Below are 14608 nucleotides of genomic sequence, written 5' to 3' on the forward strand. Positions count from 1 at the left end.
TCAGCCATTCTCCCCGTCCTCGGTATTCCGGGTGCGGATCCGGCCGGCCAGATGCCGCGCCCGCACCAGTCGCGGGCCGAAAACCCCTGGCTCCCCACGGGCCAAATCTGTGTACAGCGTGACCGAACGCTCGGCCAGGGTGATCGCTGCCCCGGGGTCACGGTCACCGAGCAGGTCGGCGGCGACGCCACAGGCCGCCGCGAGTTCGGGGAGAAACCGGGCGCTGGCCAACTCCACCGCATTCTCGGTGAGCCGCAGTGCGCGGCGGGCGCATTCGAGTGCGGCGTCGTCCCGAGCGAGTCGAGTCAGATGGAGGCTGTGCCGGCGCAGACAGACCGCCAGCTCGGGCCCGTGTAGCCGCGGTTCGCCGGCCGCCAGGGTTTCCCACATCGCCACGGCACGAGAACTGTATTCCAGTGCCTGCCGGTGGTCCCCGGCGCTCGACAGATGCCGGGCGTGATCCACCAGCGCACCCGCAAAGAATTCGTCTCTGTCCCGCCGGTCCGCACAAACACGCTCGTAGAGTTCGACGGCGCGCCGGGACAAGCGGAGGGCATCGCCGTCACTGTCGTCCATTGCGCGCAGCCAGCGGGCCCGGTGCCACAGCGCCCACGCCAGATCATCCGACGGCTTGTCGCTCTGGGCCGCCAGTTCCTCCCAGAGCGACACTGCCCGGGCACTGAGTTCGAGCGCCTCGGCGAGTCGACCCACTTCGGCCAGACTGTCGGCGAGCAGATCGTGACCGTCGGCTATGTGCCAGCGCCGGTCACCGGTGCCCGCGCCTGCGATCTCCTGCCCCAGCAGCAGTGCCGCGCGAGCCACCACCACCGCTTCCTGACGTCGGCCCACGTCGCCGAGTATCCAGATCTGGTCGCGCAGCGCATCGGCCAGCCGAGACCGGTGGCGAACCCGGTCGGTCGCGACCAGATGCAGTGCCCACCGCACTGATTCGGCGATCGCGCGCACTGCCTCGGTACGGTGGCCGCGCCGACCCGAGCGGGTCGCGTAGCTGTGGTGCACGGCAACCAGCCCCGGTACCAGATCGTCGCGCCCGGAGTCGATGATCTCCTCATACAGGGTCGCGCTGCGTTCCCAGTGCATTGCTGCCCGGCTCGGCTCCGCGAGAGACACTCGCAACTGCGCGGCCCAGCCCTCACTGTGTGCCAGGGCCGGCAGACCGGTGGCGGGAGATTCGGCGGCGATCGCCTGCCGGATGTCCAGGGCGCGATCCAGCGCGGACGAAGCGCTGTCGCGCTGACCGCTGCGCTCGAGGGCCCACGCCCGATACTCCATGGAGATCGCCCAGTCTTCGCGGTAGCGGATCGCGTCCTGGGCACTCAGCGTCTCGTAGGCAGACGCGGCCTGTTCGGCGTACTCGGCGGCTTCGGCCCATTCCTGATTGTCGCGACAGAACCCGGCATGGTTACCGAGCGCGTCGGCCAACGTGGGCAGATAACGGTGCGCATAGTTGCCGACGAGATCTCGCCACAGTCGCACCGCGGCCCGTGAGCTTTCACGTCCTTCCGGCCACCGCCCTGCCTCGACGAGGCGCGACGCCAGACCCGCGGTGGATCGGGCCAGTCCGGCGCGGTTCTGCTCGCGTTCGGCAACGGTCTCGGCTTCGACCACTCGCACCGCCCGGCGCTGGGCCGCTACCGCCTCGGTGTGACGGCCCGCGCGGGATAGCGCAGCGGAGTACGCGAGCAGCGCCCGTGCCAGGTCCAGCCCGAGCTCCCGCGGATCGCCGTCGGTGAGTTCGTCGAGTAGCGCGACCGCGCGTTCGGCGCAGACGAGACCTTCCGCTGTCCGGTCGAGCCCGTTGAGCCGGACCGCCTGGTTGACGAGGGTATAGCTCAGAGCCGGGCCGTAGGCGCGCCGATCTCCGGCGGCCAGCCCCTCGAGCAGCCCCAGACCGCGGGCCGCGGAGATCATGGCCTCGTCCACTCGGCCGACTTTCCCCAGCAGCAGCGCATGATTGCTGAAGCAACGCGCCGCGCGCTCGGCGTGCTGTTGCCCGTCCTCGTCCAGCAGAGCGTCGAAACACGCCACAGCCTCGCGCGACACGCCGGCCGCTTCCTCGCATGCTCCGTCCTCGAACAGACACACCGCGTATTTGTCCAGAGCGCCGGCCAACTCGCGCCGAAACCGCTGGGGATCGGCCCGCGCGAGCCGTCGCACCAGTTCGACGCCACGACGCGAGTACTCCAGCGCGTCCCGTAGGGCGCCGATTCCGGACAAGAAGGTGGAATGATTCCCGAGGGCGATGACCAGCTCATCCCCCTCACCCACCGGGTCGGCCGCCGCCATCCGTTCCCGAAGCTCCACCAGCGGGGTCGAATATGTCAACGCCTCCGCCGGCCGCCCGCGACGATCCAGATTCCGTATCATCCGGTGCAGACCCGACGCTCGCCGCTCGTCCCGGACCGGTCCCTCGGGCAAGGCGTCGCAGATCTCCAGCACCCGGGTGACCAGCGGTGGCACTGCGTCGTTGTCGCCCATATCTTCGTGCACCGACGCCAGCCGGTTCAGCGCGTACGCGAGATCGTGCAGATGGGCTCGCGGATTCGACTCCGCAAGGCGCGCATAGATCGTCTCGGCCCGCGCCGCGGCGGCCAGAGCCTCGTCGAACAAGCGCAGCGCCGCGGCGGCGATCGACTGCGTGCACAGCACATTCGCCAAGTCGGCGTCGTGCTTGCCCCCGACGGCACCCTCGTACAGGGTCACGGCTCGCGCGGTCAGGTCTCGCGACATCTGGTACTCCCGGCGCCGGTTGAGTACGAGTACGCGATTGTGCAGCGCATTGGCCAGCGCAACCCGATGCCGATCGGGTTCGGCACGGGCCAGGTATTCGATCAGCGCCACTGCCTGCCGGGAACGACGTTCGGCGTCGTCGGTTCGCCACGACCGCAGGTGCATCCGGGCGGCGCAGGTCAGCGCCCAGCTCAGGTTCGGCCGATACCGTTCGGCGTTCATCACCGTCAGCTCGCGGGCAGCGATGACGGCCCGTTCCGCCGTATCGGAGGCTTCAGCAGAACGGCGAGCGGCCCGCAGCCTCTGTGCCTGCGCCCGCAGCTCGTCCACCGCGGCAGCCAGATGTGCCGTCCGGTCCGTCTCGGCGAAACGCAGCCACGCTTCGGCCGCCATCTCACCGAATTCCACTGCCGCGCAGTGGTCGCCCAGTTTCTCGGCCGTGGAAACGATGTTGCGGTATCCGGCGGCTACCACGGACACTTCGTCGGCGGCGCCGCGTACTGCCTGCGCCTGCACCGCGACCGCCCGCCGCCATACCTCGTACGCCTCGGTCTGCCGTTGCGCGCGATGCAAATACCTGCCGTGGTCCCGTAGCCTGCGGGCCAGGGTGCGTCCGCCGGACCGGCGGCCTTCGGTATCGGCTTCGGCTTCGGTGACAGCGACGAGCCGCGCGGACAACGCGGCCGATTCGACCGGCATATCCAGGCGAGTGAGCACCGCGAGGAGCGCGGTGAGGTCACCGAACCGGGTGAGCTCCATGGTGGCCATTGCCCGCAACGTCGCAATACGGTGGAGCTTCCACTCGCCTGCGGCAGCTGTTTCACCGAATCGTTCCAGTAGTTCGATATGGCTTCGCCACATGAAGTCGAGGCGTCGAACGGCAGTGGGCCCCTGCTGGTCCACCAGTTCCTCCAACAAGCGCACGCCGCGCTCGGAGCAGTCCGTCGCGGCCACCGCACCGTCCGTCCGCGCCACATACTCGGCCCCGATCCGATGAGCCTCCGCCAGTTCTCCCAGGTAGCGGAGCCGCTCCTCCCCTGTCAGGGCGCCGAGAACCTCGATTCGCCGCGCCACCGCACGCGCGGTACGTGCCAGCCGACCGGCATCCTCGTCGGCAGCAGCTTTGTCGGCGAGGACGATCATCAGTGTCGGGAGCAGCTGGTCGAGCTGCACAAGCGCGCGTTCGTGCTCGGCGGGCCCGCACTCTTCACAGAGTTCTAGCGCCACGTCGAGCAGGTCGGCCGCGATGTCATATGCCCCGTCGGCCTCCGCCTCCACAGCCCGATCCTGTAGCGCCTCGACCAGCGGCCATCGGCGCGGGTCGGTGCGCCACGCTGCCCGCGCGGCGGCTATCAGCGCCCGGTGCAGTGAGACGAATACCTCGTACGCGAAGCTCACCTGCAGGGCGGTCGCCGCGGCCGCACGGGATACCCGTGGTTCGCCGGACCACTGTTCGAGCGCCAGCAGGAAATCGGTTGCGGGGCGGATATCCTCCCCGCGTGCCAGAGCCCACACCGCATCGGCGAGCAGCAGCGGCAAGGCGTCGGCGAACTCCCATGGGTCATCCATCGCTGGAGCCCGGTTGCTCGCCGCGCACCACGGCGGATTCGTCCAGGGGGTCGGCCATATTGCGGATGCCGTAGTTGACGGCATTCGTCAATGCACGATAGCTCCGCTTTTTCGGATCCTCCGTACCCTCGCGCTCGAGTTCCGCAGCGATATCCTGATACTGCATCGGGTTCCCGGCCAATTCCGAGGTCAGGCGGCGATCCGTCGCAGCCCGGACGTACGGGTCCGAAATTTTGCCCAACTCGACCGCATAGCGTTCGTCGCCCCGACGCAATGCCTCCACTGCGATGCGATGGGCCGCAGCCACCGAACGCTGCACTGAAGCCGGCTTGGAATCGTGTTCAGACCGGGAAGCCTCATCGGAACTTGCGGAATGTGCCCCTTCGGTACGGCCCAGCTCAGTAGACGAGGTCAATATCTTCGCCAATCGGTGAACGGCCTTGGTCACCGAGTCGCTGACCGATTGTGGGGACCGCTGTTGCCCCTCGCTACCGAGCTCGGCCGCGATCTCGCTGTACGGCTTAGGCCGGCCACTCTGCTTCGCCCACAGCCAAATCGTGGTCGCAGCTCTGGCGTACTCGGATTCGATACGGTCCAGCGCGGCCTGATACCCGATCGCGTTCTGGGTCATGGCGTCCAACACAATAGCCTGTGCCTCATCGAACGTTCGGCTGTTCCTGCGGTCTCGATAACTGCTCGCCGCGGTTTCCCCCCGGTTCCTGGCGCGCGCAACGATTCGGGCTACATCGACAAGCGCCGCCTGCTCCACTTTCGCAAAACGGTCGGGCCTCATGAGCAGCAGGGGGGCCAGTTCGTCGTCGCCCCGTCGCAGGGAGCCGAGGTATTTGAACGTGAGCAGCCGCGCCCGGACCGAGTCATTGATCGCTATCTCGGCTATCGCGGTGCGGATCTCGTCATCGCCGGCATCACGCAATATCGGCGCATCCACATGCCCCCTACCCGCCGCGTCGAGATTGCCGTACATCCGCGCACCCAACACCGGCTGCGCGGGAACACCTGAACCGAGCCCTGCCGCGGCCCCCGCGGTCATTTCCGGTGTGGTCGAATCCGATGCGGGCAGGCTGTTCCCGCCGGACTCCCGCCCGCCAGGTCCTTTGTGTTCGGACCACCACAGTTCGAGTTCGGCGATCGCGGTAGCCATCGGCTCCATATCGCGTTTCTCGAGCATCTGGTTCAACACCTGGATATGGGCCTCCTTCAGAGTCACCCGACCGGAGTCGCAACCGGCTGCGACGTTCACCTCACCGAACACGTTGTCGCCACCGTATTCCCGCTCGGTGTACGAGCCGATCTCGACATCTCCGTCAGCACTGCGGATCTGCCGCCGCGCTCGTTCCGCATGCAGGATTTCAAAGGCCCGCGGCCCGAACCGTTCTCCCAGCTCCCGATCGGACCAACCGTCGAAACTCATCGAGTCCGAGGGCGGCTCCAGCCGGTACTCGGGCACGTTCATCAGGGCGCGAGTGACCAGTACCGCCAACTCCTGTACCACGATCTCGGGTTCGCCGCGCAGCTCCGCATCGATGACAATGGTGTAGATGCCGTCCGGCTCGACTATCACCTCACCGCGGTCACCGTATCCGATCCTCCACTGCTGCTGTTGCACTGCGGAAACGCGGCCCCAGAGGGTCGCACCCTGTTGCGCGGCAACCCGATCCGACTTCGTCGCCGAACGCATCACCAGCTCATCGACGTCCTTCCCCAGCCCGGTCACCACCGGCTCGGGCGGTTCGCCAGGCCGGTCGTCCAGGTCGCCGGCGGACTCGATGACACTCCTACCGACAGCCGCCGACCCCGCAGCGGCACCTACACCACCGGCCAGCTTCGCGGCCTCGACGAGGACTTCCCGCCGGGTCCGGCCGTCACCGGCCGCGCCGATCGCCGACTGCGCGTCCGTGGGGCTCGACATTCCAGCGAGTCCGGCAATTCCCGGGTTGTCGGGGTCCTCGGTACTCGGGTCGAGCTCTATCTGCGGGGCTCCGACGACATGCTCTTCTCCGTCGGCGCCACCTGCCTCGACATCCCGCAGTTCCTCCCCCACCGATATCGGCTCGGCCGATTTCGACGCATCGAAGGACTCCGCGTGCTGCACAGCCACTGGCTCCAGCTCCGGGATCCCGCTCTCGGGGTGCAGACCGGATCCGTCCTCATCGGGACGTTCTCGCTTGCCACTCGGATGCGAACCCGAACGCCGCGGTGGCTTCCAGGACTGCCTGCGCTCGAAGGGTGAACGACCCGAAACCCTACGCAGTGCTTCGTCCGCACTGCCCGGCTCGGGGCTTTCCCCGTGGCCCACGGATTCGGGGTCGACAGGCTCCTCCGCGGCGATGTCGGCAGCAGCAGACACGTCGGGGACCACCGGGTCCGAACTGCCGACCGGCTTCCGCATCATCCCTGGCGATGTATCGATCGGAAGTCGCGACACCGCCCCCGACTCGACCAGAACCTCGTAAGCGCGATACAACCGCGCGACCACCGCAGGTTCGGAGCATTCGAGGGCCGGCGCCAACTCGGCGATCAGACTGTCGCCGACGAGACGGCGGGAGATTGCGTTCCACTGATCCTCGGTGAGAACGTTGCGCCACTGTTCGAGCACGGTCACGTCTTCGCGCACTGCACGCCGCACCGATGCTTCCGCGTGGCGGCGAGCGGTAGGAACCGCCGTGCCGGCGAGCGCAGCGACAAGACAATCAGCGCCGCGGCGTAGTACTTTCGCCAGCTCGTTCCGCGACCAGCCCATCGCTTCCGCAGCGGCGTGCGGTGGTAGCTTCCGATCGAATACCAGGACAACAGCGTCGCGCTGGTGGCTGGGGACGAGATCCGATGCGGCGGCGAGATCATCGGGATCGGCATTGCGGACCGCGTCCTCGGCAGCGATCAACGCGAGCATGCTCTCCAGCGCACCGCGTTCGTAGTTACGCACCGTCTCGTCGGTGAGACTCAGTTCCCGCGCCGCCGCATCCGGCGACAGTCCCCGCAACACGCATTGTTCGAGCACATCCTCCTGATCCACAGTGAGGTAGCCCGTCAATCGCGCGACCGTCGAGGTGCGCTGCCGCAATGCCATCCGCATGTGTTCGCGACCCATCCCGCGGCCGCGATGCGATCCGGATCCGGTGTCCGCATCGGCAGCGTCGGTACCGATCCGTATCTTCTTCAAATCGACCCGGATCCCCGAAACGCCGGGATCGCGACCCTCGGAATCCCATACGACACCCACTGTCCGCGCCACCTTCGGCCTGCCCTCGAGCTGCTCGAATTCCGCGAGGGTGTACCAGCGACAACCCACGGTGTCGTAGACCCACACCTGTCCACCGACATTCTTCAGCGGAAAGGCGTGAGCACCGATGCCATCGCGCGACGTCCTGTATTCCTGGACCGCCAGCGCACACCCGCCCACCGGAATCCGATCGGCCAACGTTCGAAGCGTCCCCCGGCCGTCACCTGCCGGATACTCCAGGAACTTCCGGCCCTTCAGCGTCGCCTCGACCTGCACCTGGGTATATCCCGGCAGCCCGGAACCGTCCTTCTTCAGAGCCTCGCGGTCGACGAAGTTCGGAGGCAATTTCCCCAGAGACCGCTCGACACAAACATCCTGTCCTTCCTGCGCACCGGCACCTGATATGACGGCGGGCGACGGATCCGAACCGTCACCCCCCGTCATATCAGGTGCCGACGCGGTCCGGGCCGGCACCTGTGGCCCGGCTACCGGCGGCTTCGATGCCACGGAGTCGCCGATGTACTCGTCCATCGGGTCTCGCGTCACGTGGGCTGGTGGGCTGTACAGCCCTTCGGGCGCCGCACCCTCAACGGGGTCGGTCGCGGCCTCCGACCTGTGTGTTACCTCGCCGACCATATCCATCACGGCGTACCACGCGGACAGTGCGGGTGAGATGGCACCTGTGTCCGAACCGGCTTCACGTTCGGTCAGCAGCTCGGTGGCGGCATCGAGTACCTTGTGGTCGACGATCCCCGGCAGCTCTGTCCCGCGGTCTCGAAGTTTCCTGCGTACCGTGTCGGTGCAATCGTCCCACCAGCTCGCCACGACAGCCGCGAGGGCGGCTATTCGCCGGCGCTCCGCGAAGGCTCGGCGGTTCGGATCCAGCAACGGGTTGCCGAAACCGCCCGGGCCTTGTGCGTGGAACCCGTGTCGGAACAGGTCACTTGTCGAGGCGCTTCGTGCTTGCGCCGCTGCCAGGTCCGCCGCCACCTGGGCGAGCCGCTCCTCGAGGTCTTCAACGCGCCGGGCCGCGGCCGCGGCCTCTTCCCGTTTGGCCTCATCCTTCTGATGCTGTCTGTGAGCCCCTTGCTGGCGTGCAAATGAATCGCGCTGCGACGCTAAGTGACGCGTCGCGAACATCTCGGCGAGCTTCCTGCGGTCCGCGACTACCTCACGGAGAATCCCGATAGCGCGCTCGAATTCCTTCGCCATTCCGAACCGCAATCCGGCGAACATTTGCGGCTCTGTCGCCCGGGATTCGTCCACCTCGAAGCCCGCTCTGTTGTAGTAGAAGCCGCAAGCCTGCGCCGCGGTGCCGACCTCCAGCATTTGGTCCCGCATGTAAATGCGTAGGAATACCACGGAGAAGATGCTCGAGTTTCGCATAATTGCCAGCGCATCCCGCACGAGTGCGCCGAAGTCGAGCGCTGCGCACGTACCCTGGCCGTCTTCCTCGGTGAGCCGCATATGCACATCGTGGAACCTCGCGTACCGGCACAGGTTCTTGCCGCACGGTCCTTCTTCGTTATCGAGCGCATCGCAATGACCCCCGGCGTCGAGATGCGGGTCCTCGTGGTCCCGACAGGCCCAATACAACTCCAGAACACCGCTGTTCTGGAGACGACTGGCGTTCTCCAGATACTCGATGACCGCTTCGATAGGAATATTGCCCTCATCCACCTGCAACTGGTGCTGCGGAGCGACACCGAGGACATCGGCCTTGAACAGGTGCCACATCAACGAATATGCCTTGGCGTCAACGGTATACGTGGTGACCCCGTCGGACTTCCCCTCGATGAGGGGGAGGGTCAGGTCGAGGCCGGCCAGGGCGGGATTGCGTTTTTTCAGCTTCTCGAATTGCTCCTCCAGTTCGATCTTGCCGGGCATTTCGTGCAGGTTGTCGTACAGCATGACGATATGGACCCGTTGGCCACGCAGGATCTCGTAGACCGACGCCGCGAGAACGGCACCCAGGATCTCGTCGAGCGGAGCGTTCACCAGCTCGATAGAGATACTGCCGTCATCGTTCAGCTCCATCGCCTTGCAGCCGTAGGGTCCGGCGCCCTCGACCTCGACCAACAGTCCTCTCAGATAGCTCATGGCGATCTCGAGGACCGGATCGTCACCGATCACCGGAATTACTGATTCGATCCCGTGTTCTTCGTTCCATCGAATCCCATCGAACGAGCTGCCGCCGCCACAGACCCGCCGCATTCCGTATTCGTATCGGGCCGCGACTTTCTCGACCCACTCGGACCAATCATCGAGGCGTGCCAGCAGATCCTCCTGCTGTTTATCCGCCTCCCGCGTCGACCATTCCGCGGTCCAGTCGCCGATATCCGTTGTTTCGATCGCTTCGAGGCACTTCCGATGTACCCGATCGACCGACTCCTCGATCCAGGATTCGACCGAGTCCGGTTGTCCGAGCATTTCCGAAAGTGCCTTTTCGGCGCTCGCTCCGCGTATTACCGATGCAAGGACGGACTCGCTGCGAGCGCATTGATCTATGAACGCTGACTTGACGAATCCGGCGACCGCTCCTCCTTCCAGTATTTCCCTGGAAATCTCGTTCTTTCGACGTTTCCCATCTTCTTTCCACTCGTTCTCACGTTCTTTCCACTCCGCCCTGGCCGCCTTCATCTCCTTCTTGCTGGGCTTACCGGTGGGGTTTTTCGTGGGTATCTGCTCCAGGTCGAGTGCGGGATAGACCACATCTGCATCCGTGAACCATTTCTTCATGAAGGTCAAGGCGTGAAGACCTTCGTCCAGGATCGCCAGCAGCTCATCGCGCTGGTCCGGATCGTGAATGATTCCCGCTGCCGCACGTATGATGTCGGCCTTCGTACCCTCGTCGGTCAGCTCTGCTTTCAACTGCTGGATGAGTTCGTGGCCTCCGTAAACATCGGCACCCATGTCCGGGTCGACGGTGAGAGTGAGAGAGCCGGTGCGGGGCCGACCGGGAATATCGAGTGTCAGTGTTCCGTCGGCGGACCCGCCGGTGACACTGTAGGTGTCCCTCAGGGCCCCCAGCGCCGACTCGGGCAGGCCGGCCACGACCACGCGCGCACGCCCCGGCGCCAGGGCCGCCTCGAGGCCCAGCCCGCGCAGGAGGTCGCACAGGCCGACGGCATCCGGGTCCGGCTTGTCGGCGAAGAACTTATCGCACGTCTGCTGCGCCTTGTGCCGGTAACCGACAGGACCGGACATATCGCTGTGCACGGCGAAGATAGCCGAATACTGATGGGCGAGATCTCCCTGTTGCTCCGTCACCCACCGGTAGGCGCGGTCGATATCCTTCGGATCGAGAGTATCGGTCCGATAGTATGGCCTTCCGTTCTTCTCGTCGACGGTCGCCTCACGCAGCTGGTCGAAGGTCCGGGCCACATCGGGCGGCATGCCCATCGCACCGGGATCTGCCGGTTTCGGTAGCGCGTCCGACACGCTCGGCATGAAGATCCCCATCAGCGGATCCCACTCCGGAGCTGCGTCCCGCACATGGGGGTTCTCCTCGACCCATCCCAGCAAGTCGCGCTGCCGCTCGACTTCGGCAGTGGCTTCCTCCAGTCTCAGTACAGCCCTCCGGCTGTCCTCCGGTGTCCCGTACCGCCCCACCCCGCTCGACTCGGCGACACGATACCGACGCTCACGCTCCGCCGAATCCAGCTCGTCCTGCGCCAGCTCGACCATGGTTTTCGGGGCGGCCACACAGTCGATTGCGGGCCGGATATTCGTGGCCACATGCACGCGGAGCCGACCCTGCTGAGGTATTCCGGCCAAATCCGCGCTGACGGCTGAGAGGTGCTCGGCACCCCCGGCCAGTCCGTTGAGGAAGGCGTCGAGTGTCTTTTCGTAATCGTGATGTTCGACGAGTTTCTCGTCGCGGCCCCACACCTCCAGCAGTTGGCGCCGCACAGTGTCGACGATAGTGCCCCTCGTCGCTGCGCTCATGTTCCGGTGGTCCCAGCGGCAGCGCACCGCACCCTCGAACCTCTCCGGTTTCTGAACCGCAGGGATGTGCAGCGAGTGGTACGGCTTCTCGTGCGACCCCTGATACAGCTCGATATTCACGGAGCTATTCGCTCCGGCGGTCACTTCGAGCCGAGCATCCGGGGTCATTCCCGCGCTCAGCCAGTCGGTCAGCCAGGGCACCGAAACCCCCGGAACGGCATTCACCAGCGATCCCACCAGCGAGGACAGCTTCTCGGGTGTCACCTCACCGGCTATCTGCCCGACGAACTTCGCGGAATGTGACCGCAACTCGATTCGCGGCGACTGCTCGCCGATCCGGGTGCCGCGGCGGGCCACCATACTGCGCGGATCCGTGCCCTTCAGCGCGAGCCGGATCGGCGCGGTCTGGTTCGAGGCATCCGCGAACAACCCGATCCACGGGGCGGCCATCGCCGGCCGATCCCCAGGCAGGCAACCCACCGCGGCATCCAGGACCCGACCTCGTTCGTCGGCCGTCAGACCGGTACCCACCTCGATGTCGAACCATTGGTCGGCACACTGCGCCCGCTCGACCAGTGCCACCCGGGTACCGGCACCGTCGGTCTCCCCCACCGTCACGCGGATATTCGAGCCGTCCAGAATCTCGGTCGTCACGCACGCCGGGCGCGCACACCACAATGCCGCGTCCACCACTGGATAGGTATCGGCCAGAATCACCCCGGAACCGTACGGACCGGCGCTCGCTTCGGCGGTCCGCGTCGCTTCCTCGCCGAGGCGCCGCACCTGCGCACGAGCCTCGAGATGTGGCGCGCCGTCCCCTTGGTCCGCATCCACCGTCGACGCGGCAGATATCGGTGCATCCACCAACCGAACGGTCCTGGGATCACCCCCGTGGCCGACAACATCCAGCGTCACCCGACGCTGCCCGGACTCGTCGAAGAACTCCACGAGCAGCCACGCATCGGACTCCGTCGACCACATCGATGCGGTCACCGAGCCGCCCGGCCGTTCCGCCGTGATCGCGGAAACCTCGGCGGTGCACGCGCCGAATCCTCTGCGGATCAGCCAGTCCGCAATATCGACGGTGCCGGATTCTTCCGAACCGGCGACGGATATCCGATGCTCCGGGCGCGGGCCCGGACTCACTGCCGCATCCGAGGCCGCCGGCCGACGATCACCCCGTGCGGCGGCAATGGCCGCCAGCGCCTGCCGTCCGGCGATCAGATCGGCATCGAGTGTCGTCGCCGATGCCTCGCCGGGCCGAATGCTCCTGTCCCAGGAGACCTGGGGCCGCCCCTTTCTCGACTCGGTGCCTGTCGATATCCATACGGCCGATCCCGGCCTGCTGTGCCCGTTCGCTATGGCCCGCGCGTCCTCGAGCATCTGTGGCAGAACTGTCATCTGTACGTCCGGGGGTAGCGCCCCGACTGCATCATGGATGCTGCGCCGAATCATCGCGTCCGCAGCCTCCGAGGACATCCCGTCAGGGGATATTCTGGTGGCCGAGTCCAGCGAGCCTCTACTCTCGAAAACCGTCAGCTCATACCAGGGCATCCCGTCCTCGGCGAGCATCAGCGATATCGCGTTCGGATGGACCTGCACCCACACTTCGCGCACATCCCGATCCGAGTCCCGGGCCGAGCGAAGGGCCGCGGAGAACCTGGTCCAGACGGCCGCCGTCCAGTCCGCGGGAAGCCCCGACATTCGCACGGCAGAATTCAACCCGCGAGCCAGCCACAGCTGTTCGTGCACGGTGTCGTGCGGGAGCTCGAAAGAGAACCGGTACGGCGTACTGCCCGATGCGAACAGGGCACCCACTCCACCGGGCACCTCATCGTCCCACTGCGGGAATACTTCGGACTCCTGGCGCGGGAACTCGGCCCAATCCGCGGGCGGCTGCGTTGTTTTCAGCCCGGCTTCCGTCCAGCCCACGCCCGTACCGAGACTCTCGACCACTCGCCCACCCGGTCCGTACCAACGACGGTCCGCACCCTGCACATACACATCCGCCCCACTGATCGTCACCGGCCACCGACTCGGCGGCGAATGATCACCCTCCCGGTATTCGACCACGGCATCGCGGGCCCGATGGAGCGCAGCAAAAACCTGGTGTTTCAGGTCGTGGGCGCGCGCCACCGCCACGGCCACATCGGCCGGGCGGGTAGTCCGGCGAGACGGCGCCGAATTCGGTGCCTCGATGCGGATTTCGAGGGGAGCGCCACTCGATTCCGCATATTCGTCGGCTTCGTACACGGGTGCTATCGGACGCTCGGATCCCGCACTGCTCACTGCACCGCGAAGTTCCCGCCACTGCGGTCCGGTATGCACTGTCAGGGTCACTGTCGTCGCCGCGGAGCGGAGCCGCCGGCCCAACCGCTGCTGGGTCGATCCGGAATATCCGTCCTCGTCCGGTAAGGCCAGCTGCAGCAGATCCAACGGATCGGAATACTCGGCCCCGACCAGCTTCGACAGCTGTGCCAGGTGCGCACGCAGTACCTCGATCGCATCTGTATCACCACGTTCGACAGTCGCGGTGTACTGCAATTCTCGACCACTCAGGGTCAGCTCGTAGCCGGCCCGGGTACCCAGTGTCGCCATCGGCATCCACGGCGGATCCGTACTCACGCTCAGGTCCATCAGAGATTCGGTACCGCCGCTGGACCCGACGATGGTAGCCGCCGCCGCGATAACGTCATCGTCGACATATCGTTGTGGTGTGCCGCTGTCGGTAGATGTCAGGGCGCGACGTATAGCTTCGGCAAACCCGTGGTACTCATGACTCCCGCCCGAGGGTTCATCCGTTGCGGCGTCGTGCGGGTCCCGGTATCCGATGTGGGAGAAGGGGAGATTCACCCCGCGAATACCGAGCGCGGGAAGCATCCGTGCCAGCACACCTCGCAGGCGCGGAATCTCCGGCTCCTGCGGCCCCTCGAAGGTGATCGCCGGTACCCACGGCAGAATATGCTCCGGCGGCGACCACTGGTCGAAGAGCACCGGCCGCTGGGCGCCGTCGGCGGTATCGGTTTCATATACCAGGATCTCGCCACCCACGTTCCGCAAGATCACCGCATGCGCGCCGACCTGCCTGCGACCCAGCAG

General features: G+C 66.2%; 2 protein-coding genes (1 of these 2 cut by a window edge). Both read right to left on the reverse strand.

Features of this window, described 5'->3' with window-relative positions; translation table 11 throughout:
- On the reverse strand, window positions 1-4320 hold the full coding sequence (locus IEY68_RS05610; protein WP_058855367.1) for a tetratricopeptide repeat protein: 4320 nt from the start codon (window positions 4318-4320) through the stop codon (window positions 1-3).
- Window positions 4313-14608, reverse strand: the final stretch of a protein-coding gene (locus tag IEY68_RS05615) for a protein phosphatase 2C domain-containing protein (protein WP_062997165.1). Its footprint extends 27264 nt past the window's final position; 10296 of the gene's 37560 nt are visible here — the last part of the coding sequence; its start codon lies beyond the right edge, outside the window; it ends in the stop codon at window positions 4313-4315. The genes IEY68_RS05610 and IEY68_RS05615 overlap by 8 nt, the downstream gene beginning before the upstream one ends.

This window comes from Nocardia jinanensis, assembly GCF_014645735.1.
GTDB lineage: Bacteria > Actinomycetota > Actinomycetes > Mycobacteriales > Mycobacteriaceae > Nocardia > Nocardia jinanensis.

Bases quoted from the DNA above. Each gene is read 5' to 3' on its own strand.
- IEY68_RS05610 (WP_058855367.1), bottom strand. From the start codon at position 4,320: ATGGATGACCCATGGGAGTTCGCCGACGCCTTGCCGCTGCTGCTCGCC.